Here is a 25836-nt window from a genome sequence, read left to right as displayed (position 1 = left end):
GCGAGTGATACGCGCCGTGATCTGAATGGATGATGAATGGAGCGTGTCTGCCGAAAGCGGGCGCCCGTCAGGGTTAAAAACATGCGTAAATACAAATGAATATGAAATGAAAACAGGGCCGGATCGCTCCGGCCCTGTCCATCGCCACATTGCGGGGCAACATAGCGGAGCGGATTACGAAATGACGTCTTCCAGCCCCTTGGTCAGTTCCAGCGCCTGCCGTTCGAACAGGCGGCGATAGATGCCGCCCGGCTTGCGGATAAGCGCGTCGTGATCGCCTTCTTCAAGGATCTTGCCCTTGTCGAAAACCAGCAGCCGGTCGAGCGCGCGAACCGTCGAAAGCCGGTGTGCGATGACAAGCGTCGTGCGGCCAACCATCAGCCGTTCCATCGCCTGCTGGATCAGCACTTCCGATTCTGAATCAAGGCTCGATGTGGCCTCATCCAGAATGAGGATCGGTGCATCCGCCAGAAACGCGCGCGCTATCGCCACACGCTGGCGCTCGCCACCCGACAGCTTCACGCCGCGTTCGCCGACAAGCGTTGCATAGCCCTTCGGCAGACGGCTGATGAAGTCGTGCGCGCTTGCAAGCTTTGCGGCCTCCTCGATCTCCGCCTGCGTCGCGCCGGGGCGGGCATAGGCGATGTTCTCGGCCAGCGTCCGGTGAAACAGGATCGGCTCCTGCTGCACGATGGCGATCTGCGACCTGAGCGATGCCTGCGTGACATCGGCGATGTTCTGCCCGTCAATCCGGATCGCGCCGCCGCTGACATCGTAAAGCCGCTGGATCAGCTTGACGAAGGTCGTCTTGCCCGAACCCGAATGACCGACCAGACCGACACGCTCGCCAGCCTCTATCTTGACCGAGAAGTCGCGATAGAGAGCCGCATCGTGATTGCCGTAATGGAAGGTGACTTGATCGAAAGTGATCTCGCCATTTCCGATCTTTATCGCCGGTGCATTCGGCTTGTCGGCAATGCCGTAAGGCTGTGCTTCGATGTCGACCAGTTCCTCCATGTCGTTGACCGAGCGCTGCAGGTTGCGGATATGCATGCCCACATCGCGCAGATAGCCTTGCAGCATGAAGAAGGCGGTCAGGACGAAGGTGATGTCGCCCGCCGTCGCCTTGCCCTGGCTCCACAGATAGAGCGCAAAGGCAATGACCACGCCGCGCATCACCAGAAGGTTCGTACCCTGAATGAAGCCATTCAGCGTGCCGATCAGCCATGTGCGGCGTGTGCGGCCGCGCCACTTGGTCACGACCTTGGCAAGACGCACATCTTCGCGGGATTCCGCGCCGAATGCCTTGACGACGGCATTGCACGAAATCGCATCGGCCAAAGCACCGCCCATCCGCGTGTCCCAGCTATTGGCAAGCGTCGCGGCAGGCGCGACGAAGCCGAGCGAGATCACGATGGTGCAGACGATGAACAGCACCGAGCCGATGGCGACCAGCAAGCCCATCAGCGGCCAGTACCACGACAGAAGCGCGACCGAGCCGAGCAGCATCAGGATCGAAGGCAGGAGGGCCACGATCAGCGTATCGTTGAGCAGGTCGAGCGCCCACATGGCGCGCGAAACCTTGCGGACCGTCGATCCGGCAAAGGCATTGGCGTGCCAGTCGGTCGAAAACCGTTGCAGCTTGCGGAACGAGCTTGCCGCCATGTCGCTCATGATTTTCAAGCTGAAGTCCGTGATGACATAGAAGGTCAGCTGGCGCGTAATCAGCGCCAGCGCACCCAGCGCAAGCAGGACAATCAGCGCGTGAATGGCTGCATCCCATGCGCCGTCACTACCCAATGAAAGCGCATCGACCAGCCGGCCCGAATAGAGCGGGGTCAAGACATCTGCGGCTGTTGCGAGCAGCATGCCGATTATCATCAGCGTCAGCCGCAAGGGCTGACTTCGCCAGTGGCCGAATGTGTAGCCGAGGACGTTGCGGAAGGCAGGTCCCCGGAAATCTATGCGAAACCGAGTCATATCTACAATACCAGGCCGCGTTTGGGCGGATTCTGGTTCCTTTAAAAGCATTTTCAGCAAAAGTGCGAAGCGGTTTGGCGTCGGACAATGCGTGAAAACAAAGACAAAACAAGCAGCCGGTAATGGCTGCGGCAAATTTGGAAGTTTTGGAATGTGCCCTTTTAGGGAGGGCGTTCAGGCCTTAGCCTGCATCGCGGGCCAAGGACTTAAAGCTTGGAAGCGCCCGCGCGAACACTGGGCACCATCGGGAATGGGTAATAGACACGCATCTCATACCTCTTGCCAGTGTTGCGGATGGGTGCACAATAAATGAGCAAAAAGATTTGCCAAGCCGCAAAATGACAATTTTTCCAACTGGTCATTGACTGTGACAAATTTGCAAGACGGCCCTTTCCGGGCCGGGCGGCGCCACTTATTTTCACTTTTTTCGTTACAGGACGGCTCCGGCCTTGCAATTCCGCCGCTCATGGGTGAAGGGTCATCCTGAGATATATCAGAGCCTTGCGGCGCACAGGGAGAGTTCCATGACAGTACATCAAAATCTGATTGCGGGCGAATGGGTCGGCGGTGACGGGATCGCCAACATCAATCCTTCGGACACCAATGATGTCGTGGGAACCTATGCGCGGGCGACCGCCGACGACACCAAGACGGCTATCGCCGCCGCGAAAGCCGCTTTCCCGGCCTGGTCTCGTTCCGGCATTCTGGAGCGCCACGCCATCCTGCGCAAGACCGCCGATGAAATTCTCGCCCGCAAGGACGAGCTTGGCCGTCTCCTGTCGCGCGAGGAAGGCAAGACGCTGGCCGAAGGTATCGGCGAAACCATCCGCGCCAGCCAGATTTTCGATTTCTTCGCAGGCGAGTGCCTTCGCCTTGCCGGTGAAGTTCTGCCGTCGGCGCGTCCGGGCATCGGCGTTGAGGTCACGCGGGAGCCGGTCGGCGTTGTCGGCATCATCACGCCATGGAATTTCCCGATCGCCATTCCGGCATGGAAAATCGCGCCAGCGCTTTGCTACGGCAACACCATCGTATTCAAGCCGGCTGACCTCGTGCCGGGTTGCTCCTGGGCGATTGTCGATATCCTGCATCGCGCCGGTCTGCCAAAGGGCGTTCTCAATCTCGTCATGGGCAAGGGTTCGGTGGTCGGCCAGACCATTCTGGACAGCGCCGACGTCAATGCCGTCACTTTCACCGGTTCGACCGGCACGGGCAAGCGCGTTGCGGCGGCTTCCATCGAGCACAATCGTCGCTTCCAGCTCGAAATGGGCGGCAAGAACCCGGTCGTGGTTCTGGATGACGCCGATCTCAATGTCGCCGTGGAATCGGTCGTCAATTCGGCCTTCTTCTCCACCGGCCAGCGCTGCACGGCGTCCTCGCGCATCATCGTGACGGAAGGCATTCACGACAAGTTCGTCGCCGCGGCAATCGAAAAGCTGAAGACCGTGACGGTCGACAATGCGCTGAAGCAGGGCACGCATATCGGCCCGGTGGTCGATGAGAGCCAGCTCAAGCAGGACATGGATTATATCGAGATCGGTCGCAAGGAAGGCGCCAAGCTTGCCTTTGGCGGCGAGCGCCTCAACCGCGAAACGCCGGGCTTCTATCTCCAGCCTGCGCTGTTCACGGAAGCCACCAACCAGATGCGCATCAGCCGCGAGGAAATCTTCGGCCCCGTCGCCTCGGTCATCCGCGTCAAGGATTACGAAGAAGCGCTTGCCACCGCCAATGATACGAATTTCGGCCTGTCATCGGGCATCTGCACGACGAGCCTGAAACATGCGACCCACTTCAAGCGCAATTCGGAAGCGGGCATGGTGATGGTCAATCTGCCGACGGCAGGCGTCGATTTCCATGTGCCGTTCGGCGGGCGCAAGGGTTCGAGCTTTGGCCCACGTGAGCAGGGTCGCTATGCGGCTGAGTTCTACACCACGGTCAAGACGGCCTATACGCTGGCCTGATGATTCTGGCCTGACGATTCTGGCTTGACGATTCTGGCCTGATGATCTCGATGAATGCGAAAACCGGCGGGCGACCGCCGGTTTTTTCACGGGGTTTTCATGTGGTTTTGCGGGGCCATGCGGCAAGCTTGCGCGCAAAATATGAAACCGTCGCATGTAAAAGCATGGTGAAGGCCGCGAGCACGAAAAGGCTCGCGAACATGAGGTCCACCTTGGCGCGGCCGTTGGCAAGCAGCATCAGATAGCCAAGCCCTTTCGAAGCGCCGACCCATTCGCCGACCACGGCGCCAATCGGTGCATAGACGCTTGCGAGGCTCAGGCCCGAGGCGAGCGACGGGAACGCCGCCGGTATGCGCACGCTGAAAAGAATATGCATCCGCCCGGCCCCCAGATTTTCAGCGGCATCGATCAGGGTCCGGTCGGTGCGCTGCATTCCATCCAGAAAGGTGGAAACGACGGGAAAGAAGATCATCAGAATGGTAACGGCGATCTTCGATGCGGGGCCATAGCCGAGCCAGAGCGTAAGGATCGGCGCAAGCGCAAAGATCGGGATTGCCTGACTGAACACCATCACCGGCATGACAAGCCGCTGCGCCAGCGGCGACATCATCAGGCCGATGGCGGTCAGGACGCCAATCGCAGCGCCGAGCAACAGCCCGCCAAGCACTTCGCCGAATGTCACAATGGCATTGCCGGCAATCAGCTGCGCATTGGCGATGAGCGATTGCACGACATCGAGCGGACCGGGCAGGATGAAGCGCGGCATCTGCCAGACCGTCACTACCGCCTGCCACAGGCCAATCACGGCAACCGCCGACAGGAACCCGTCGGCGATGCGTTTTTTGCGGGAACGAAGAGGCGCGCTCGTCATGCAGCTTTTAGGCCCATGCTCCAGAAATCGGCTTCAAGCCTGCTTGCCGTCGCAAAGATCTGGCAGAGTTTTGGCCAGCGCGGGCTTTTCTCGAAATCGCCGCCGATGCGGTCCTTTGCAGCCTGATCGAAAAGCCGGCCGACCGTGTGGCACATCTCCTGATAATCAGCCCCGGCATAGGTATCGATCCACTCCTGATAGGGTGTTCCCGCCGTGGCCGTGGCGGCAAGGTTAAGCCCGATCTCGCCATAGCCGTGGGCGCAGGGCACAAGCGCGGTCAAGAGATCGAGGAAATCGCCCGCCTGTCCGCAGTCGAGCACATAGCGCGTATAGGCGAGGTTTTCCGGCTCTTCCTTCGTCGCGTACAGGTCGTCCTCGCTGATGCCTTCCCGCGCACAGATACCGACATGAAGCGGCAGTTCCGTCACCGCCAGACCGTGCATGATCTGGGCGCAGAGCCGGGTTTCCTGCAATGTATTGGCCTTCACGACGCCAAGCGCGAAGGCGCGGGCATAATGGTGCAGATAGACATAGTCCTGCCGCAGATAATGCAGGAACGCCGATTTCGGCAGTGTGCCGTCGCCAAGCCCGCGCACGAAGTCATGATCGATATAGGGCTTCCAGTCGCCAAGCGTCGCGGCGCGCAGGCGGGTGAACAGTTCGGATGAATAATGCGGTTGCGGCATGGTCATGATTTGCTCCCTTCAGCGTTTACGTCAGTGGCGAATTTTTCAACGGGCAGGATCGAAGGCACGAGACCGTTTTCCTTGAGATAGGCCTCGTAGCGGCTCCAGCGCCCATGATCGACGCTGGCAGGCGAGCGCGAGAAACGGGCGACGGTGTCTTTCCAGGCGCGCTTGTTCAGCGCGTCATTCAGTTCCGAACTGTAGGACGCGAACACATCGAAGCTCTGTTCGGGGTGATTGACGATATATTGCGCCGCCCTTTCGGTCGCAGCCAGGAAGCGCGAAATCCGGTCTTTTTCGGCGGCGTCGAGCCTGGCGGAATTGGCGACATAGACCAGCTCGTCATAGACCGGCACGCCTTCCTCCTCGACGAAGAAGCATTTGCCCGGCACGCCTTCGACGGCCATCTGGTTCAGTTCGACATTGCGATAGGCACCCATCACCGCATCGACCTGTTTCGACATGAGCGATGGCGCGAGGGAGAAATTCACATTGATCAGCTCGACGTCCGAGAGCTGGATACCGTGCTTCTTGAGGATCGTGCCGAGCACCGTTTCCTCGACGCCTGCAACCGAGAAGCCGATCTTCTTGCCCTTCAGATCGGCGATCGATTTCACCGACCCGTCATCGCGGGTCATCAGACAGTTGAGCGGGGAATCGATCAGAGTGCCGACCCGGATCAGCGGAATATCGGCATGGACATCGAGATGCACCTGCTGCTGATAGGAGATCGCCAGATCCGCCTGTCCGGCGGCAACCATTTTGGGCGGCACCGACGCATCCGCCGGAGCCACGATATCGACATCGAGACCGGCATCCTTGAAGTAGCCGAGCTTGTCGGCGACGATGATCGGCCCGTGATCGGGATTCACATACCAGTCGAGGATGAGCTTGAATTTATCGTTCGCCTGCGCAGCCTGAGCTGAAATCAGGGCGAACGAAGCCGTGGCGCTGAAGAGCGCTGCAAAAACCAGTTTTTTCAATGTTTCCTCCAGAAACTAATGCATGTCTCCCAAAAGTGGGAACCGGTTTTGGGATAAAGACATGCGTTAAGACAAAAACTTAAAGCGTGTCGTATGACTACGATAAAACGCGACACGCTTTAGATTACATGGGGCCGTGTAATTTCGATCCATTGCCGCACGCGGGCCTCCGGATCGGGGTTAAGGGTGATGTCGGTGACAACGGAAACGATATCGGCGCCTGCTTCGAACACGCCCGGCGCGCGGTCCACATTCATGCCTCCGATGCCGACAAGCGGGATATCGCCAAGTGCCGCTTTCCATTCGCGCACGCGATCCAGTCCCTGTTCGTGCCATTTCATCTTTTTCAAAATGGTCGGATAGACGGGACCGAGCGCGATATAATCAGGCTTCAGCGCCATTGCGCGGCCAAGTTCCGCCTCATCGTGGCTGGAAACGCCGAGCTTCAGGCCGCTTTCCCGGATCGCATCGAGATCGGCATCATCGAGGTCTTCCTGACCCAGATGGATGAAATCGCAGCCTTCCTCGATAGCCAGTTTCCAGTAGTCGTTGACGATAAGCTGGCAGTCATGGGCAAGGCATATGTCGCGAGCCGCACGGATTTCAGCGCGCAATTCAGCCTCGCCTTTGTCCTTGATGCGCAACTGCACCAGCTTGATGCCAAGCGGCACCAGACGCTCGCACCAGTTGGCGCTGTCAAAGATCGGGTAGAACGGATCGAGGGCCATTAGAGAAAAGCCTTTCCGATAAGGGGAGTGGAGGGAGAGGCCATGTCGCGGGCTTCAATCGGATCGGCTTCATAGGCGATGCGACCGGCTTCGACGGCCAGCGCAAAAGCGCGGGCGATGGCGGCCGGATCGCCCGCCTTGGCGACGGCGGTGTTGATGAGCACGGCGTCAAAGCCGAGTTCCATGGCGGCGGCTGCATGGGACGGTACGCCGATGCCTGCATCCACCACCAGCGGAACATCGGGGAAATGCGCCCGCATGGTTTTCAGCGCATAAGGGTTGTTGAGGCCGCGGCCCGAGCCGATGGGCGCCCCCCACGGCATCAGCACCTTGCAACCGGCTTCAAGAAGTTTCTCCGCGACGACCAGATCGTCATTCATATAGGGAAAGACCTCGAAGCCGTCGTCGCAGAGAATGCGGGCGGCTTCCACCAGTCCGAACGGATCGGGCTGCAATGTGTCGTGATCGCCGATCACTTCGAGCTTGATCCAGTTGGTGCCGAAGATTTCCCGCGCCATTTTGGCGGTGGTCACCGCTTCGCGCGGCGTGTGACAGCCTGCCGTATTGGGCAGGACGGATACGCCCATTTCCTTGATCAGCGTCCAGAAGTCCTGACCGGCACGCATGTTGCCGCTTTCGCGCCTGAGCGAAACCGTCACGATTTCGGTCTTTGAGGCGCGGACGCTTTCGGCGAGGATAGAAGGCGAGGGATATTGCGCCGTGCCCAGAAGCAGGCGGCTTTCGAATTGTTTTCCATAAAATTCCAGCATCTCAGCCTCCCTGCATCGGGGCGAGCACTTCAATACGGTCGCCTTCGCTGATCGGGGTTTCACCGCGCTCGTCGCTCGCCACGAACTCGCCGTTCAGTGCCGTTGCAACGACCGCTTCATCCAGTTCGATTTCGGCGAGCAGCGCCGCCAGATTGGCGGCTTTCGTGGTGATGACTTCACCGTTCAGCACGATCGTCATGCACAATCCTCCACAAATTCGGGCATGGTTTCGGGCGCGGTCGCTGCCGCAACCGCCATGCGCGCAACCGCAGGCGAGAGCAGGAAGCCGTGGCGGTAAAGCCCGTTGACATAGATGGTTTCGCCTCGCCGGCGCACACGCGGCAGATTGTCGGGAAAGGCCGGGCGCGCATCGACACCCACTTCCAGTATTTCCGCCTCGCCGAACGCCGGATGCAGCGCATAGGCAGCGCTCAAGAGTTCCAGCGTCGAGCGCACGCTGATGCCGCCCCGCTCATCGCTTTCGATCATGGTCGCGCCGATCATGTGCACGCCATCGCCGCGCGGCACGATGTAGAGCGGAATGCGCGGATGCAGCAGGCGCACGGGGCGCGAAAGGTTGATGTCACGCGAGCGGACCACCAGCATTTCGCCCTTGACTCCGCGCAGATCGGAAAGGGTATCGCGGGCGGCAAGACCGCGCGCATCGACGGTGATGTCCGCGTCGATTTGCACGTCTTTGGCGTCCTGCCCCAGGTGAAAGATCACGCCTTTGCGCTGCAATCTTTCGGCAAGCTCGATCAATGTCTTGCGCGGATCGAGATGGCCTTCGCCCGCGAAGAACAGTCCCTGCCGGAAGCGCCCGGCGAGATCGGGTTCCAGCGCATCGATGCGGCCCTGATCGATTGTGTCGAAGGCTTCTGTCCGGCGGGCGAAGCGGCGCAGCTCGCTCATGTCGCGATCATGCGAAAGAACCAGCGTGCCTTCGCGCCTGACGCCGCTGACATGCTTTTCCCACCAGCCGATTGCTTCCTGCCCGAGCCGCACCACCGGCTCCTCGGCGCTTTCGCCCTCGCACCATGGTGCCAGCATGCCGCCCGCAAGCCACGAACAGCAATCCGCGCCGATCTGCGGGCTGCGGGCGATCACGGTCACGGCATGGCCTTGGTCGTTGAATTCAGTAGCGCAGGCGAGGCCCGCAACACCGGCGCCAATGATGGTGACGCGCATCACACCGCCTCCTCTTTTGCGGCCTTCCAGAGGTCATGGAAATGATGCACCGGCCCATGGCCGTGGCCGATCCTCAGGCTGTCGGCAGCGCGGATTGCGCCTTGCAGATAGGCATGGGCCGAAAGCACCGCCTTTTCCAGCGGCAGGTTCTTGGCAAGCTCTGCGGCTATAGCCGAGGAAAGCGTGCAGCCGGTGCCGTGGGTGTTGGCGGTCAGCACCCGCGGCGCTTCGATCCGCAGGGTCGGACGGTCGCGGCGCACCAGCAGATCGACGCAGACCTCGCCCTCCGCATGCCCGCCCTTCATCAGAACCGCTTTCGCTCCGCGCGCCAGCAGAGCACGGCCCTGTTCCTCCGCCTGGCCGTCGTCGCGCGCGGTCTCCGTGTCGAGAAGGCAGGCGGCTTCGGGTCGGTTGGGTGTCAGCAATGTGGCCAGCGGAATGAGTTTCTGGCGCAGAAGCGCAATGGAATTTTCGCTCAAAAGCCGGTCGCCGGATTTTGCCACCATCACCGGATCGACAACCACGGGGCCGGAAAAATGTGCAAGGCCGCGCGCGATGGCGTCGATGGTTTCAGGCACGGAAACCATGCCGATCTTCACCGCGGCAACATCAAGATCGCTGAAAACGGCGTCGATCTGCCCGGCGACGATGGCGGGCGGGATGTCGTGCACGGCGCTCACCGTGCAGGTGTTCTGCACGGTTACGGCGGCAATGACGCTCGCGCCATAAACACCAAGCGCCGAAAACGTCTTGAGGTCGGCCTGTATGCCCGCGCCGCCGCCGCTGTCGGAACCGGCAATGGTCACGCAGATGGGTACGGATCGCGACGGATCGCTCGTTGATTTGGTTCGGGAGAAACTGTTCTTTTGGTCCATCATGCCGTCTCTCATTCCGAACGGAAGATGAGACGTCATGAACCTGATCGGAGCCGAGACTCCATCTGGGGCCTTGCCCCGTCCGCGACGCGCCAAACTCCGTTCCCTACGCAGGTATTACCCGGATCAGGTTCAATGGGTTGACGCGATCAGCGCCTCTCAGCCTCTTTTGTCGCAAGATCGGACGGAAAACCGCTCAGCGCTTTTCCTGATCCTGCTTCGAAGGCACCCCAACGAATTTTGCACCTGTAGGCATAGGACGGAAGTTGAAGCCGGTCAAGCGATGGAAAAAGTCTCGTTTTAAAGAAAATCCTTAAATCGACCCGCAATTTGTATATGGTTTATTAAAATTCTCAGCTTTAATCTAGGCTCGGGGTGCATCTGAATCGGGTTGCTCATAGTGCTAACAAACGAGACGGTCTGCTCGTGGAGTGGATCTGTATAAACCTGTAGGATCAGTAGGATGAGGGGTATGCGATGAAGAAGCGGGGGGGCGCTTCGGCTTCGGCGGAAGGTACGATGGCGCGCACGTCCGAACAGGACTTCCGCATTCTTTTCACGACGCATCCGACACCCATGTGGGTCTATGACCCGCAGACGCTGCGCTTCATCGTGATGAATGACGCCGCATACCGGCTGTACGGTTATACAGCCGACGAAATCCCGGCCATGACCGTGCTCGATATTCGCCCGCAAACCGAGCGGGACCGGATGCTTGCCGCCATTCGCGACCGCAGCGACCTTGAACGGCCTGAGCGCTGGCAGCATCTGCGCGCCAATGGCGAGATTATTGAGGTTCTCACTTACGGGCGCCAGGTGCTGTTCGACGGCAAGGAAGCGATTCTCGCCATTGTCCAGGACAGGACGGAACTCGCGGAAGCCAACCGTCAGGCCAGCCACGCACAGACCTTGCTGGACAGCCTCGTCAACAATTTGCCGCTCGGCGTGTTCGTCAAGGACATGCACGACGATGGCCGCTACGTGCTCTACAATCAGGCCGCATCGGCGGCGAGCGGCCAGCCGATAGACGAAGCCATCGGTTCCACCGACCTCGATCTTTTCCCCGAGGGGGAGGCCGCTATCATCAGGCAGCAGGATCGCACGACGATGCGCCGCCGGGACGTATTGAACGTCGAGCGCAAGATTTTGCGCAAGGACGGCACTTCCCGCACGATGCGTATCATAAAATGCTCGATCCCGCCGATCGAGGGCAATGAACCCCGCTATCTGATCGGCCTTCTGGAAGACATAACCGAGCGGCGCGAGATCGAGGAACGCATGGCGCATATCGCCATGCATGACAGCCTCACCGGCCTGCCGAACCGGGCCTATTTTGCCCATCATGTCGAAAGCATGCTGAAAAAGGGCGGGGATTGCGAGCCTTTCGCATTGTTCTATCTCGACATCGATCATTTCAAGAACATCAACGACAGTATCGGCCATCAGGCGGGCGACCAGCTTTTGCAGGAAGTGGGGCGTCGCCTGAAACGGATCACGACTTCGGACGAGTTCATCGCCCGGCTGGGCGGCGACGAGTTTGCCATCGTTTATCGTAGCGGAACGCTGGGGCAGGTCGCCATGTTCGCCGACCGCGTTCTTTCGGCTTTTCAGGACCCGTTCAAACTGGTCGGCAATTCGGAATTTGTCACCTGCAGCATGGGCATTGCTCAAGCGCCGCTGCACGGCGATACGCCCGATGCGCTGATGCGTAACGCCGATCTCGCGCTTTACGCATCGAAATCCGGCGGACGCCGCACATTCCGTTTTTATCAGCACTCGCTGCGTCTGGCAGCCGAGAAGCGTCACGTCATGACCGGCGAGCTTCGGCAGGCGCTGCTGGATGGACAGTTCGAGCTTCACTATCAGCCGATATTCAACCTGGAAAGCGGCAGGATTTCCGGCTTCGAGGCGCTGATCCGCTGGCGTCATCCGGATCGCGGCATGGTTTCGCCCGCCGAATTCATCCCCTTGGCGGAAGAAACCGGGCTGATCGGGCCGATTGGCGATTGGGTCTTGAGGGCGGCATGCCGGGAAGCGGTGCTGTGGCCGGAGGACATCAAGGTCTCCGTCAATCTCTCGCCGGTCCAGTTCAGCCAGACCACGCTCCTGCAATCGGTCAAGGACGCGCTGGAAGCGGCGCGCCTGTCGCCAGACAGGCTTGAGCTTGAAATCACGGAATCGGTCTTCCTGTCGAACAGCAAGAACAATATCGAGCTGCTGTTCGAACTGCGTCGGCTGGGCGTTCGCATTGCGATGGATGATTTCGGAACCGGTTATTCGTCGCTGAGCTATCTGCGTTCATTCCCGTTCGACAAGATCAAGATCGATCGCAGTTTCGTTTCCGGAATTGAGGTCGATACGCGCGATCTGGCCATCATTCAGGCGGTCGCGACGCTTGGGGCGGGTTTCAACATTGTCACCACGGCAGAAGGCGTGGAAACCGCGCAACAGCTTGAGCGCCTGAAGACCGAACGTTTCGGCGAGGTGCAAGGTTTCCTCACGGGCCGTCCGATGCCCGCCGGCGACGTGCAGTCCTTTATCGCCAATCGCAGCAATGCAGGGCTGGGACTGGTCGCGGCGCATAACACATTGCCGATTTAGAGCCGTCTGCCTAACCTGCGTGAGCGGATGCCGTAATATATAGCGGACCTTGTTTCGAAAAGGGCTTGACCTTCCAACGGTGGGAAGGACTATTTAAGGAGCAACTCTCGAATTGTGCCCTTCACGGGCAGTGAAAGGGATTGCCATGAACAAGCCAGTTAATCACGAAACCATCAGTTTTCCCGTGCCGGTCGAAGGGATGACCTGCGCATCATGCGTGTCATCCGTGGAAAAGGCTGTGGCGAAAGTTCCGGGTGTGGACAGGGTTTCCGTCAATCTCGCCACGGAGCGCGCCGACGTGACTTTCAAGGGCGCGCCGGATTTGCCATCGGTGGTCGAGGCCATCCGCAAGGCGGGCTATGAAGTGCCCGCAGCCAGCATCGATCTTGCCATCGAAGGCATGAGCTGCGCTTCCTGCGTCAGCAAGGTGGAAAAAGCCCTCAACGCCGTGCCGGGCGTGACGCGGGCCAGCGTCAACCTCGCGACCGAACGCGCCCATGTGGAACTGGCGGGCCCGGTCCAGACTTCCGATCTCGTCAAGGCGGTTGAGCAGGCGGGCTATGAAGCGCGCTCGCTCACTGACGCCGCATCCGATGCAAAGCCCGAGACGCAGGCCGAAAAGCGGGATGCGGAAGCGGCAGAGCTGAAGAAAAGCGTCATCCTTGCGGCTGTGCTGACCCTGCCGGTGTTTATCATGGAAATGGGGTCACACCTCATCCCGGCCATTCATATGTTCGTCGCCGACCGCATCGGGATGCAGAACAGCTGGTATCTGCAATTCGTGCTGACCACGCTCGTCCTGTTCGGCCCGGGCCTGCGCTTTTTCAAAAAGGGCGTCCCGACCTTGTTGCGCGGCACGCCGGACATGAATTCGCTGGTCGTTGTCGGCACGTTGGCCGCCTGGGGATTTTCCATCGTCGCCACCTTCTTCCCCGGCTTCCTGCCGGAAGGAACCGTCAATGTCTATTTCGAAGCGGCGGCGGTGATCGTGACGCTCATCCTGATAGGCCGCTATCTGGAAGCGCGCGCCAAGGGGCGCACCAGCGCGGCAATCAGCCGTCTCGTCGGCTTGCAGGCAAAGTCCGCCCGGGTCGTGCGTGACGGAGAAGCCATTGACGTGCCGCTCGAAGAGGTTCGCGCAGGCGATATCGTGCAGGTGCGTCCCGGCGAGAAAGTGCCCGTCGATGGCGAAGTGATCGAAGGTTCCTCCTATGTCGATGAATCGATGATCACCGGCGAGCCTGTGCCGGTTGTCAAGGAGAAGGGCGCGGAAGTGGTCGGCGGCACGATCAACAAGACCGGCACCTTCACCTTCCGCGCCACCAAGGTTGGCCGCGACATGGTGATCTCGCAGATCATCCGCATGGTCGAAGACGCACAGGCCGACAAGCTGCCCATTCAGGCCATGGTCGACAAGGTGACCGGCTGGTTCGTGCCTGCGGTGATGGCCGCCGCCGCTTTGACCTTTGCATTGTGGCTGGCGATTGGCGGCGCGGGCATGCTGGGTTACGCGCTGGTGAACGCCATCGCGGTTCTCATCATCGCCTGCCCGTGCGCCATGGGCTTGGCCACGCCGACCTCGATCATGGTCGGCACCGGTCGCGCAGCCGAGTTCGGCGTCCTGTTCCGTCGCGGTGACGCCTTGCAAACCTTGCGCGATGCTTCCGTCATTGCCGTCGACAAGACCGGAACGCTGACACAGGGAAAGCCTGCACTGGCGCACTTTGCAACCGTCGAGGGTTTCGACAAGGACGAACTTCTGGCGCTGGTTGCCGCTGTGGAAGCCCGCTCCGAACACCCGATTGCCGACGCGATTGTGGAAGCGGCAAAGGCGAAAGGATTGAAGCTCGCGGAGGTTTCCGCTTTCGAGGCCGTGCCCGGTTTCGGCTTGAAGGCGCAGGTTTCCGGCCATGAGGTCGCCATCGGTGCCGACCGTTACATGGCAAAGCTCGGACACGATGTGACTGTGTTCGCTCACGATGCGAAGCGTCTTGGCGATGAAGGACAGTCTCCGCTTTACGCGGCCATTGACGGCAAGCTGGCGGCAATCCTGACGGTCGCCGACCCGATGAAGGAAACCACGCCAGCGGCGATTGCGGCCCTTCACGAGCAGGGGCTGAAGGTTGCGATGATCACCGGCGACAATCGCCGCACGGCTGAGGCCATTGCAAAACGGCTGGGCATCGATGAAGTGGTTGCGGAAGTGCTGCCGGACGGCAAGGTCGAGGCGTTGAAGCGTCTTTCGGCGGGCGGCAAGCGGATTGCCTTTGTCGGCGACGGCATCAACGATGCCCCCGCACTCGCTGCCGCCGATGTCGGTATCGCCATCGGCACCGGAACGGATATTGCGATTGAAAGTGCGGATGTGGTGCTGATGTCGGGCGACCTGCGCGGCGTGGTCAATGCCATCGCCATATCCAAGGCGACGATCCGCAATATCGGTGAAAACCTGTTCTGGGCCTTTGCCTATAACGTGGCGCTGATCCCGCTCGCAGCCGGTGTCCTCTATCCCTTCACCGGCACACTGCTGTCGCCGGTTCTGGCGGCGGGCGCCATGGCATTCTCAAGCATTTTTGTTCTGAGCAATGCCTTGCGGCTCAAGGCTTTTAAAAGCCCGATAGAGGTCTGAGCAAAAGAAAGGCGCGGTCCCGGCCGCGCCTTTCTGTTTCAGAGCATTTCCAGCAAAAGTGCGAAACGGTTTTGCGTAGGATAATGCGTACAAACAAAGACTAATGAGTGCCGACAGCCTTGCCGTAAGTCCGCACGACATTGCGGACGGCCTCCACCATCAAGGCGTGGGGCGTTGCTTCCACCGCACCGGAGGCCACAGCCGGATAGAGCGTGCCGAGATACTGGCTGATCAGCGTTTCCGGTATCTTGCGGCCTTCGAGACGCTTCAAAAGCGCATCGACAGCAGCCGTTGCGACCGGATGCGGCCAGTAATAGCGAATGCGGTCGCTATAGGAGAAATGGCGTTGCAGCCGCAGTTCTTCCGCGTCGCCGTGGTAATATTTTTCCCAGTTCTTCGGCTCGGCCAGAAGCAGCGCTTCCATCTTGCCGCGCAGAGTTTCCTCTTCCGGCAGCTTGTCGAGGAAAGCGGCAATCTGGTCGAGACCATAGAGCGCCTCGCGCAGCGCGAAAGTCAGGCCGGGGCCGACTTTCAAAATGGCGAAACCATCGTGCACCAGATCGGAAAGCGCTTCCACCGGCTGATAGTCGGTCGAATGCGCCTCGAACACGAATTGCGGCATTTCGCTCAGAACGCCGCTCAACGCGGTTGCCTTGTCGCTGTTGTAGAAGACCACGTTCTCGTTGCCGAACTCGACGCCCGGCTGCACTACGACGCCGATCGCGCGGGCAAAGGCGTCTTCCAGTCCCAGCGCCGCGAAAGCCTTGCGGTGAATGGCGACGGTTTCAACCGCTGCATCCGGCCTGGTCAGTTCCAGCTCCTCGATCTCTTCCATCGCGCCGCCGGGGATCGGTACTTCGGTGCCGATGATGTAGACCGGCAGGTCATATCCGGCTTCACGGGCCGCCGCTTCCGACACCTTGGCAAGGCGCGCCGCGCGCTCGGCGGTCACGGCATCCGGCAGCGCGACCGGCTCGCCCGCGCAACCCATCGACGTATCGAGATGGATCTTGGTGAAGCCTGCGCGCACGAATGCGTCGATCATCACGTCCGATTTCGCAAGGGCTTCCTCGGCGGGCAGGTGCTTCCACGGGTTCGGCCCAAGATGGTCGCCGCCCAGAATGAGCCGCCCGGTGTCGAAGCCGACCCGCGCCGCGATTTCTTCCACAAAACGGCGGAAATCGGCAGGCGTCATGCCCGTATAGCCGCCATCCTGATTGACCTGATTGCAGGTGGCCTCGATCAGAACGTCCGTATTGGTCGTAACGCCTTCCAGAAGGGCGGCTTCAATGACCAGAGGATGCGCGGAGCAGATCGAGGTGATGCCGCCGCGAACGCCGCTGGCGTAACGTGCGGGAAGTGCGCTCAGAACTTTCGTGCTGCTCATGCTGGAACTCCGTCTTTCTGAAGGAAGGCTTCGATTTCAGCCATGGTCGAGGTGCCCTCCATCGGTCCCTTGACGCCGACGGCGCGCGCGCCGGTGGCATTGGCGATGGTCAGAGCGTCCTTCGGCGCCATGTCGCGCAGCCAGCAGGTGACGAATGCCGCGCCAAAACTGTCGCCTGCGCCGGTCGGGTCGATTTCCTCCACCTTGAAGGCAGGCGCGAAAACCTCGCCGGATTGGTCGAAATAGCTGGCGCCTTCCGCGCCGCGCTTGACCACCACGGCCTTGATGCCGCGCGCCAGAAGTTCTTCCACGGCTGGTTTTTCCTCGGTCGCCTTGGTGAAGAGAAAGATTTCCGGGCCGCTCGGCATGAACAGGTCAGTGTTCTCCAGCGCATGGGCCAATGCCTGGCGCATGCCCGGCAGTTCCAGCATTTCCTTGCGGATATTGGGATCGAAGGACACGGTGCCGCCCTTCGCCTTGATGCGGATCGTCGCCTCGTGGATCGCCGAAACAATGCCGTCGGAGAACAGCGCCGAACCCATGATATGGAGGTGATCGGCGGTTTCGATCAGCTTTTCGGCTTCCGGCGTCAGGCCGATGGCGCTGCATGCGCTGTGCTTGATGTTGAAGATGAAATCGCGGTTGCCGTCCGGGCGATAGCGCACGAAGGCGCTGCCGGTGGCGGCTGTCGGATGCACGCCGATGGCCGAAACATCCACGCCGTCTCTTTGCAGGCGCTCGACATTGAGCGCGCCGAAATCGTCATTGCCGACCGCGCTGACCATGCCGCAGGGCTGGCCCATCTTGGCCGCCTGATCGATGAAGATTGCGGGCGCGCCGGAAGCGAACGGACCGATCAACGGGATGGCGGACTTGAAGCCGTTGCCGGTTTCCACGGCCATGATTTCGACGACGATCTCGCCAATGGTGATGATCTTTTTCATGTTTGGGACCGCGATTACGTGCGCATGGATTTCGAGCGCACGTCGAGCCAGACGGCGACCAGAATGACCACGCCCTTGACGATGAGCTGGTAGAAATAGGGCACCGACAGCATGTTCATGCCGTTGTTGATGACGCCGATGATGAGCGCGCCCAGAATGGTGCCGACCATGGTGCCGACGCCGCCGGCAAGCGAGGTGCCGCCAAGCACCACTGCCGCAATGGCGTCGAGTTCATAGCCCATGCCCGCATTGGTCTGCGCGGAGGACAGGCGCGAGGAAAGCAGGATGCCGCTGATCGCCGCCATCACGCCGGAAAGCATGAAGACGATGATCTTGATGCGGTCGACGCGGATACCGGAATAGATCGCTGCTTCCTTGTTGCCGCCCGACAGATAGATGCGGCGGCCGAAGACCGTCTTCGAAAGCAGGATATAGTTGAAGATGAACAGGACGCCGACGATCCAGATGATGATCGGCAGGCCGAGCCAGCTTTCCGAGCCGATGGCAAGCCATGCATCGTTTTCGATGATTTCGGGCGCGCCATTGGTCGGCAGGCTGACCATGCCGCGATAGATGCCCATGGTCGCGACCGTGACGATGAAGGAGGGCAGCATCAGCTTGGCCGAAAGCACGCCGTTCAGCCCGCCCATGATTGCGCCCGCCGCAAGGGTGAAAACGACCGTTGGCACAAAGCCGAAGCCCATGGCGAAGGCTTGCGCCGCCACCATGCCGGAAACGGCGATGATGGAGCCGATGGACAGATCGATTTCGCCGAGCAGGATCACATAGGTCATGCCATAGGCGGCAACGGCAATCACCGCCACCTGCTGCATGATATTCATGAAGTTGTTGAAGGCGAGAAAGCGCGGGTTCAGCACCGCGAAGACCACGCAGAGCACGGCCAGCGAAATGATGATGCCGCCATACTGGCGCACCAGCGGGGAGGAGAAAAGCGAACGGCGGACTTCGGCGTCCACGGCTTTCTTCTGGATATCTGCGTTGCTCATTGATGCATTCCTGCTGCGTAGCTCATGACGGTTTCGGGCGTGAGGCCATCGGCATCGACAATGGCGGCGACATGCTTGTTATGCATGATTGCCACGCGGTCGCTGAGACCCAGCACTTCCGGCAGTTCGGAGGAAACCATCAGGATCGCCGCGCCATTGGCGGCAAGTTCTCGGATGATGCGATAGATTTCGAATTTCGCGCCCACATCGACGCCGCGTGTCGGCTCATCGAGAATGAGGATGCGCGGTTTTGTCTGCAGCCACTTTGCCAGCACGATCTTCTGCTGGTTGCCGCCGCTGAGCGATCCGGCAACCGTGTCGAGCGACGCTGTCTTGATGGCAAGCCGCAGCACTTCGGCCTTGGCGGCGGAACGCTCCGCCCTCGACCGCATGAGCCCGAGCGGGCCTGCGAGCTGGCCGAGCCCGACCATATTGATGTTGCGTTCCACGCTGTGCGGAAGAACGAGGCCTTCTTCCTTGCGGTTTTCGGTCACGAAGGCAATGCCGTTGCGAATGGCGTCGGTCGGCGAGGAGAGCGTGACAGGCTTTCCGTCGAGCCGGATTTCACCCGTTGGCCGCAGCATTCCGAACAACGCCTTCATGACGTCCGAACGACCGGAGCCGACCAGCCCGAAAAGACCCAGAACCTCACCGGGTTTCACGCCGATGGAAACCTCGTGAAATTTGCCCGGAACGGACAGGTTCTTCGTTTCGAGAATTGGCGCAACTGTGTCCGCAGGGCGCGGTGCTTCACGCGGCGGATAGATGTCGTTCATCTCGCGGCCAACCATCAGGGCGATCAGCCGTTCGATGGTGGTCTCGCCCTTTTCCGTGGTGGTGACATATTCGCCGTCACGCACGACCGTAATGTCGTCGGAAAGCCGCATGATTTCTTCCATGCGATGCGAAATGTAGATGACCGCCGTGCCGCGTGCTTTCAGGCGCTCGATGATCGAGAACAGGATTTCCGCTTCGCTGTCGGAAAGCGATGAGGTCGGCTCGTCCAGAATAACCACGTCGGCGGGCTGGCTCAGGCCCTTGGCGATTTCGACGAGCTGGCGCTGGGCAATCGACAGGTCGCCGACCTTGGCGCGCGCATCGACCGGCAGGCCAAGCTCGCCGATCAGCTTTTCGGCAGCGGCGTTCAGCTCGCGCTCCCGGATAAAACCGAAACGGCTCGGCTCATGATTGGCGAAGATGTTTTCGGCAACGCTGAGATTGCGCGACAGGCTCAGTTCCTGAAAGACGATGGCAATGCCGTTGGCGCGTGCATCGCGCGGGTCTTTCGGCGCATAGGTCGCGCCTTTCAGCAGGATGGTGCCGGAGGTCGGCTTGAAAACGCCAGCCAGGATCTTCATCAGCGTGGATTTGCCAGCGCCGTTTTCGCCAAGCAGCGTATGCACGCGGCCGCGACGCACGGTCAGGTTCATGCGCTTCAGCGCGACCACCGGGCCGAAGGATTTTGCCACGTCGCGAATGTCGAGAACGGTGTCCGAAGCGGCTTTTCGTTCGGATTTGGCGGCTGTCACAGTATCTGTCACTCTTGGGGCCTCCATTCTCCGTTGTTCAGTCTATCGGCAGGACTTCGCTCGAACGAAATCCGCGATCAAAAGGGATGCGGCGGCGGCAGGCGCGTGGTGTTCGCCGGGCCGCCGCACGCAGAAAGGAAACAGCGACTGGGAGGAGTGTCGCTGTTTCACGCGGTCTTACTTGGTTTCGCCGTCCTTGGTGACGACGCCCGGAACGATCGGCTGCTTGGCCGGGACTTCCTCGCCCTTGATGACCTTAGCCGCGGTTTCAACCGCAACCTTGCCCATCTGGTCCGGATACTGGGCGATAACGCCGACCATGACCGGATCGTTCTTCACGGCGTTGCGGGCTTCTTCCATGCCGTCGAAGCCGATGACCTTGACCTGGCTTTCAAGCTTGGCCGACTTCACCGCCGAGGCAGCGGCCAGTGCGGCGTCGTCGCCGAAGCCGAAGATGCCGACGATATCCGGGTTGGCCTGCAGGATGTTCTGTGCAGCCGAAAGCGCTTCCGGACGGGTGATGCCCGGCTGGATCGCCACGATCTTGATATCCGGATACTTTGCAATGCCCTTCTTGAAGCCTTCGATGCGATCCACGACCGACTGGACCGTCGGGTAATCGATAACGGCGACATTGCCCTTTTCACCGATGGACTTCGCCATCAGTTCGGCGGCCTTTTCGCCGCCCGCGAAATTGTCCGTGCCGACGAAGGAGGTCACATCGACATTGTTGGCCGGAACATCGACGGTGATGACCTTGATGCCTGCCTTCTGGGCCTTGTTGATGGCCGAGCGGACGCCCTTGCTGTCAACCGGCGAGATGACGATGACGTCGACGCCCTTGGTGATGAAATCTTCCACATCGGCGAGCTGCTTGCTCAGGTCCTGATTGGCGATGGCGATTTCCAGCGGCACATTCTCTGCCTGCGCTTCCTTCTTCATCGCGTCTGCGAGCGAGATGTAGAACGGATGCTGCTGGGTGAGAAGCGATGCGCCGATGCCTTCGGCAGATGCCGCGCCTGCCATCATGGCGAGCGCAACGCCGGAAAAGAGAATGCGGCTGAGCGATTTGCGAAACATGATTTCCTCCGAATGACCGGCGCTCGCCGGGGCGTCCTTCTATAGGGACATGAACAATGGTTTTTCCTGCAGGTTCATCCGTTGTCGCCAACTTCAAACCTCCCGAAGGGCAGGGCCTTCAGCTCTGATCGAGCTTCCCTAGACATGCTAGAGCTCGTTCAATGTGTCAACATAAAATTTTTCACGTGTAAAAATTATAACGATTGAATTTGAGCGTGATGCGACCAGATGCGCTGGCGTGGGAGCAAGAAAGCGTGGATCGTCCACCGGCAACCCGTTGAAATTTGTTGCGTCAGGGCGGAAAAAAATTTACGCATGGAAAGAAAAGTGAATAGCGCTGTAAAATCGCTATGATACCCGAGGGAAAACGAGGGCATGACCGAACAGAAGATCAGGACGATGGAAGAGTTCGCCGCCGCAAGCGGATTGTCCCGTCCCACGGTCTCGAAATATTTCGACAATCCTGAAAGCGTAAAGCCCTCGACGCGCCTTCGTATCGAGAAGGCGCTGAAGGATTACAACTATCAGCCCAACATCTTCGCGGTCAGCCTCAACCGCAAGAAGCCGAAGAATATCGGCGTCATCGTCCCCCATATCTCCGATCCGTTCTATGCGGAAATCATCCGCCAGATCGAAATGCGCTGTCTGGCGGAAGGCTACTGGCCGATCGTTCTGTCATCGCATGGCGAGAGAAAACTGGAGGCGCGGGCGATGCGCACGCTCATGTCTCTCAAGATCGCTGGCGTCCTGATGGCTCCGCTCGGTTTCGAGACGGATGCGAAACTGCTTTCCAGCCTGTCGAATTCGACGCCTGCGGTTTTCCTCGACAGCCGTATCGGTGACGATCAGCCTTTTGTCGGCACCGATAATCGCCAGAGCATCGGCAATATTACCGAATATCTTTATCGAACGGGCGAACATCCGTGCTTCCTCGAAATGCCGGCTGTAAACCAGAATGCGCTGGAACGGCGCTCGGCCTATATCGAAACCATGGAGCGGCTGGGCGTCGAACCCATCGTCCTGCCGATTGCTGCAAAGAACTGGAATTTCGAGGAACTGGGCTATCAGGAGGCTGGCCGGATTCTGGATCGCGGCGGGTTTCCGACGCGCACGGTTCTCTGCGCCAATGATCGCCTGGCTTTCGGTGTTATTTCCGCGGCCTTCGAAAGACGGCGGCATGTCGGGCGCGAGGAAGGCTGCGATCTTCGTGTCGCCGGTCACGACGACCATCCGCTCAGCCGCTTCACCTGTCCGCCGCTGACAACGGTTGCGCAGGACTATCGGCAAATCGCGCAACTGGGTCTCGACATGCTTTTCTCGCGGATCAATGCGCAGGAAAGTGGAGCAGCAGTCGAGAAGGAAATCCGTCGCCTGGATAGCCACCTCATCATGCGCGGTTCGGCCTGAAATCTCGAAAAAGCCGCCTGAAAGACACAAGATACACAGTTTCGCCATTCCTTCGCCACAATTGAACGGCGAAAATTTGCGTATTCGCGTAGCATTTTGCGTGGTTTAAGCGCTCAAAACCCCTCTGCCTTGATTTTGCCTTGATTAAGGGCGGCGCCCCTCGATCCATTCGGCCCGAAAGAAACACCTTTCCGCTCTCTGGATTTTTTCCATGCTCGCCTATGTGGATAGGCAGGCAGCAGGGAGTTGTGCGGCAAACGGAATGCTGCGAGACTTGCGATCATATCAGGCCATATCAGGCCAAATCAGGAATGCCTCGAAATTGGTGAGCGGTTGGTCCGCACGATTTTCCCGCATGTGAGCGGGGAGAACGGTTGTACTGGAAGGGGGTAGTGTCTTGCTTATCTGGTTAACTTCTCTCGTACTTCTCTTGATCGGGCTGGCGCTCGGCGCGGGCGGCATCTGGCTCGCCGTGCTGGGCGGAAGCTGGTATTACATACTCGCGGCGGTTGGCTTTCTGCTCACCGCCGTTTTGCTTTTCCGGCGCAACGCCGCCGCGCTTTGGGTTTACGCGCTCGTCATTCTCGGCTCGCTTGGCTGGGCCGTTTATGAAGTCGGCTTCGACTGGTGGCAGCTTGGCGCGCGCGGCGGTCTCATAGTGCTGCTCGGGTTCTGGCTGCTGGCCCCGTGGATCAGGAAGCCGCTCAATGGCGGCGCAGGCGGAGGCGGCTTGCCGCTGGGCGTGGCATCGCTGGTCGCGCTTGTGGTCGCGGGCTATTCCATGACGCAGGACCCCTACAATATCGCAGGCGACCTGCCGACGGAAAAAGTCGCCGCAACGCCCGATCTCGGCGGCAATGTTCCTGATGGCGAATGGCATCAATATGGTCGCACGCCTTACGGCCAGCGTTATTCGCCGCTGACGCAGGTAACGCCGGAAAACGTCGCCAAACTGCAAGTCGCCTGGCAATATCAGACCGGCGATGTGAAGCAGCCGCAGGATGTGGGCGAAACCACCTATCAGGTGACGCCGCTCAAGATCGGCGATTCGCTCTATCTGTGCACGCCGCATAATTGGGCGATTGCGCTCGATGCGGCGACCGGCAAGGAAAAGTGGAAGTTCGACCCCAAGGTCGGCTTCAACACCGACCGCCAGCACCAGACTTGCCGCGGCGTCAGCTACTGGAAGGATGCGACCGCCACCGCAGGCGCGAAATGCGCCGAGCGCGTCTATCTGCCAACCTCCGATGCGCGCCTGATCGCGCTCGACACGGCGACCGGGGAAATCTGCACGGATTTCGCCAATGGCGGCACGCTCGATCTCGGCCACGGCATGAAATACAACCCCGCCGGTTACTATTACTCGACCTCGCCCCCGGCGGTGGTCGGCGACAAGATCATTGTCGGCGGTGCGGTCAACGACAATTACTCGACCGAAGAACAGTCGGGCGTCATCCGCGCCTTCGATATCCGCACCGGGCAATTGTTGTGGAACTGGGATTCCGGCAATCCGGACGTGACCACGCCGCTGCCGGAGGGCGAACACTACACAACCAACTCGCCCAATAGCTGGTCGGTTTCCAGCGTCGATGAAAAACTGGGCCTCATCTTCGTGCCGCTCGGCAACAAGGTGCCGGACCAGCTTGGCATGGACCGCAGCGAGAATGTGGAGAAATATTCCTCGTCCATCGTGGCGCTCGACGTGAATAGCGGACAGGTCCGCTGGGTGCGCCAGACGGTGCACCACGACCTGTGGGACATGGACGTCCCGGCCCAGCCGGTCCTGCTGGATATCAACGGGGTTCCGGCGCTGGTCGACCCGACCAAACAGGGCGATCTCTATGTGCTCGACCGGCGCACGGGCGAGCCGATCATTCCGGTCAAGGAAATCCCGGCGCCGACCGGCACCATACCCGAAGACCATTCCTCGCCGACGCAGCCGATCTCCGATCTGACCTTCAGCCCGCCGCCCTTGCGCGAAAGCGACATGTGGGGCGTGACGATGTTCGATCAGCTTGCCTGCCGCATCAAGTTCCACCAGCTGTTTTACGAAGGCCGCTACACGCCGCCCTCGCTGAAGGGTACGATTGTCTATCCGGGCAATTTCGGTGTGTTCAACTGGGGCAGCGTGGCGGTCGATCCGGTCCGGCAGGTCATGTTCGGCATGCCGACCTATCTCGCCTTCACCTCGCGCCTCGTGCCGCGCGCCGATATTCCGCCGCGCGGACAGGATGAGAAGGGCAGCGAACAGGGACTGAACCGCAATGACGGCGCGCCTTACGGCGTCTTCATGGGGCCGTTCCTCGGGCCGCTCGGCATTCCCTGCCAGACGCCGCCATGGGGCTATGTGGCGGGCGTGGACCTGCGCACCGGCAAGATCGCCTACAAGCATCGCAACGGCACGATCCGCGACATGGCGCCGGTCCCGCTTCCGTTGAAGGTGGGCGTTCCGGGCATCGGCGGGCCGATGATCACGGCCGGCGGCGTCGCCTTCCTTGGCGCGGCTGTTGACGACTATCTGCGCGCCTATGACCTGACTTCGGGCAAGCAGCTCTGGGAGGCCCGGCTTCCGGCAGGCGGCCAGTCGACGCCGATGACCTATACGGTCGGCGACCAGCAATTCGTGCTGATGGTTGCGGGCGGGCATGGTTCGGTTGGAACCAAACCGGGCGATTATATAATCGCCTATACGCTGCCGAAGAGCTGAAACCCATGAAAACGCCGGGAGAAATCCCGGCGTTCCTTCTTCATATCTTGCCGTGCAGCAATTCGCCCTTGCGGGCTTGCGGACGCTTGCGCGGCTCCAGTTTCGGCTCGGCAAGCTGATGGATGATGGGGCAATCGGGCCGGTTGTCGCCATGGCAGTTTTGGGCGAGATGGCGCAGCGTGTCGGCCATTTCCTGCAACTGGCGCATCTTGGCTTCCAGTTCCTCGACATGGCCGAGCGCCACTTTCTTCACATCGGCGGAAGCGCGGTTGCGGTCGCGCCACAGCGCCAGAAGTTCCCTGATCTGATCGACCTGAAAACCGAGATCGCGGCTGCGGCGGATGAAGCGCAGCGTCTCCACATCCTTCTGCGTGTAGACGCGATAGCCCGAGCCGGTTCGTTCGGCAGCCTCGATGAGCCCGATGGTTTCATAATGGCGGATCATCTTTGCCGATATGCCCGATGCGGCGGCGGCCTGCCCGATATTCATCCCGTTCCTCACTGGC

The 25836-nt window shown here is 60.2% G+C and carries 20 protein-coding genes and 1 riboswitch; of the genes, 5 read left to right on the top strand and 15 right to left on the bottom strand.

The features are described 5' to 3' along the window. Positions 1–174 precede the first annotated feature (174 nt). On the bottom strand, positions 175–1980 hold the full coding sequence (locus tag AC0TOF_RS15220) for an ABC transporter ATP-binding protein (RefSeq protein ID WP_473768880.1): 1806 nt from the start codon (positions 1978–1980) through the stop codon (positions 175–177). A 524-nt stretch (positions 1981–2504) separates the two neighbouring features. Here AC0TOF_RS15220 and AC0TOF_RS15215 point away from each other — a divergent pair. Continuing rightward, entirely contained in the window at positions 2505–3938 is a 1434-nt protein-coding gene (locus AC0TOF_RS15215; protein ID WP_473768879.1) for an aldehyde dehydrogenase family protein, read from the top strand. Positions 3939–4035: 97 nt separating this feature from the next. Here AC0TOF_RS15215 and AC0TOF_RS15210 read toward each other — a convergent pair whose 3' ends face one another. From AC0TOF_RS15210 to thiD, 8 genes are all read right to left on the bottom strand, one after another. Continuing rightward, complete coding sequence (locus AC0TOF_RS15210) at positions 4036–4809, bottom strand: ABC transporter permease (RefSeq protein ID WP_473768878.1); 774 nt, start codon at positions 4807–4809, stop codon at positions 4036–4038. Beyond that, entirely contained in the window at positions 4806–5501 is a 696-nt protein-coding gene (gene tenA, locus AC0TOF_RS15205) for a thiaminase II (protein ID WP_473768877.1), read from the bottom strand. Before tenA ends, AC0TOF_RS15210 begins: the two co-directional genes overlap by 4 nt. Beyond that, positions 5498–6478 carry an ABC transporter substrate-binding protein gene (locus AC0TOF_RS15200; RefSeq protein ID WP_473768876.1) on the bottom strand — a complete coding sequence of 327 codons (981 nt, stop codon included), beginning with the start codon at positions 6476–6478 and terminating at the stop codon, positions 5498–5500. Before AC0TOF_RS15200 ends, tenA begins: the two co-directional genes overlap by 4 nt. Before the next feature lie 119 nt (positions 6479–6597). After that, positions 6598–7206: a thiamine phosphate synthase gene (locus tag AC0TOF_RS15195; protein WP_473768875.1), complete on the bottom strand. Its 609-nt coding sequence runs from the start codon at positions 7204–7206 to the stop codon at positions 6598–6600. Continuing rightward, complete coding sequence (locus tag AC0TOF_RS15190; RefSeq protein ID WP_473768874.1) at positions 7206–7976, bottom strand: thiazole synthase; 771 nt, start codon at positions 7974–7976, stop codon at positions 7206–7208. The genes AC0TOF_RS15195 and AC0TOF_RS15190 overlap by 1 nt, the downstream gene beginning before the upstream one ends. A 1-nt stretch (position 7977) precedes the next feature. Continuing rightward, positions 7978–8175 (bottom strand): sulfur carrier protein ThiS, encoded by a 198-nt coding sequence (gene thiS, locus AC0TOF_RS15185; protein ID WP_122003105.1) that lies wholly within the window; start codon positions 8173–8175, stop codon positions 7978–7980. After that, positions 8172–9164, bottom strand: coding sequence for an FAD-dependent oxidoreductase (locus tag AC0TOF_RS15180; protein ID WP_473768873.1), 993 nt, complete (start codon positions 9162–9164; stop codon positions 8172–8174). Before AC0TOF_RS15180 ends, thiS begins: the two co-directional genes overlap by 4 nt. Beyond that, complete coding sequence (gene thiD / locus AC0TOF_RS15175; RefSeq protein WP_473768969.1) at positions 9164–10039, bottom strand: bifunctional hydroxymethylpyrimidine kinase/phosphomethylpyrimidine kinase; 876 nt, start codon at positions 10037–10039, stop codon at positions 9164–9166. The genes AC0TOF_RS15180 and thiD overlap by 1 nt, the downstream gene beginning before the upstream one ends. Before the next feature lie 86 nt (positions 10040–10125). Next, positions 10126–10282: riboswitch (TPP riboswitch) on the bottom strand. 234 nt (positions 10283–10516) lie between these two features. Here thiD and AC0TOF_RS15170 point away from each other — a divergent pair. Together AC0TOF_RS15170 and AC0TOF_RS15165 are read left to right on the top strand one after the other, a co-directional pair. Continuing rightward, a complete protein-coding gene (locus AC0TOF_RS15170) occupies positions 10517–12640 on the top strand; it encodes a putative bifunctional diguanylate cyclase/phosphodiesterase (protein WP_473768872.1) in 2124 nt (707 codons plus the stop codon). Positions 12641–12785: 145 nt separating this feature from the next. After that, positions 12786–15269, top strand: a complete 2484-nt coding sequence (locus AC0TOF_RS15165; protein ID WP_473768871.1) for a heavy metal translocating P-type ATPase — start codon at positions 12786–12788, stop codon at positions 15267–15269. 100 nt (positions 15270–15369) lie between these two features. Here AC0TOF_RS15165 and AC0TOF_RS15160 read toward each other — a convergent pair whose 3' ends face one another. The 5 genes from AC0TOF_RS15160 to AC0TOF_RS15140 all read right to left on the bottom strand — a co-directional run bounded on the left by AC0TOF_RS15160 (position 15370) and on the right by AC0TOF_RS15140 (position 21216). After that, positions 15370–16656, bottom strand: a complete 1287-nt coding sequence (locus AC0TOF_RS15160; RefSeq protein ID WP_473768870.1) for a D-tagatose-bisphosphate aldolase, class II, non-catalytic subunit — start codon at positions 16654–16656, stop codon at positions 15370–15372. Continuing rightward, the gene (locus AC0TOF_RS15155; protein ID WP_473768869.1) at positions 16653–17600 is read right to left on the bottom strand and encodes a tagatose kinase; all 948 of its coding nucleotides are present in this window, start codon (positions 17598–17600) and stop codon (positions 16653–16655) included. Before AC0TOF_RS15155 ends, AC0TOF_RS15160 begins: the two co-directional genes overlap by 4 nt. A 14-nt stretch (positions 17601–17614) precedes the next feature. Beyond that, the gene (locus AC0TOF_RS15150) at positions 17615–18607 is read right to left on the bottom strand and encodes an ABC transporter permease subunit (RefSeq protein WP_162997281.1); all 993 of its coding nucleotides are present in this window, start codon (positions 18605–18607) and stop codon (positions 17615–17617) included. Beyond that, positions 18604–20163, bottom strand: a complete 1560-nt coding sequence (locus AC0TOF_RS15145; protein WP_473768868.1) for a sugar ABC transporter ATP-binding protein — start codon at positions 20161–20163, stop codon at positions 18604–18606. The genes AC0TOF_RS15150 and AC0TOF_RS15145 overlap by 4 nt, the downstream gene beginning before the upstream one ends. 150 nt (positions 20164–20313) lie before the next feature. After that, complete coding sequence (locus AC0TOF_RS15140; protein WP_025089726.1) at positions 20314–21216, bottom strand: substrate-binding domain-containing protein; 903 nt, start codon at positions 21214–21216, stop codon at positions 20314–20316. A 375-nt stretch (positions 21217–21591) separates the two neighbouring features. Here AC0TOF_RS15140 and AC0TOF_RS15135 point away from each other — a divergent pair, with 375 nt between their 5' ends. After that, the gene (locus tag AC0TOF_RS15135) at positions 21592–22623 is read left to right on the top strand and encodes a LacI family DNA-binding transcriptional regulator (protein WP_122000721.1); all 1032 of its coding nucleotides are present in this window, start codon (positions 21592–21594) and stop codon (positions 22621–22623) included. A gap of 397 nt (positions 22624–23020) precedes the next feature. Then, positions 23021–25330 carry a glucose/quinate/shikimate family membrane-bound PQQ-dependent dehydrogenase gene (locus tag AC0TOF_RS15130; RefSeq protein ID WP_473768867.1) on the top strand — a complete coding sequence of 770 codons (2310 nt, stop codon included), beginning with the start codon at positions 23021–23023 and terminating at the stop codon, positions 25328–25330. Between the two features lie 40 nt (positions 25331–25370). Here AC0TOF_RS15130 and cueR read toward each other — a convergent pair whose 3' ends face one another. Next, on the bottom strand, positions 25371–25820 hold the full coding sequence (cueR, locus tag AC0TOF_RS15125; protein ID WP_122000719.1) for a Cu(I)-responsive transcriptional regulator: 450 nt from the start codon (positions 25818–25820) through the stop codon (positions 25371–25373). Positions 25821–25836 lie beyond the last annotated feature (16 nt).

This window comes from Ochrobactrum sp. PL_is501 (assembly GCF_055816895.1).
Note: the sequence above shows the minus strand (reverse complement) of the source record. Positions and strands in the feature narration are given on the sequence as shown.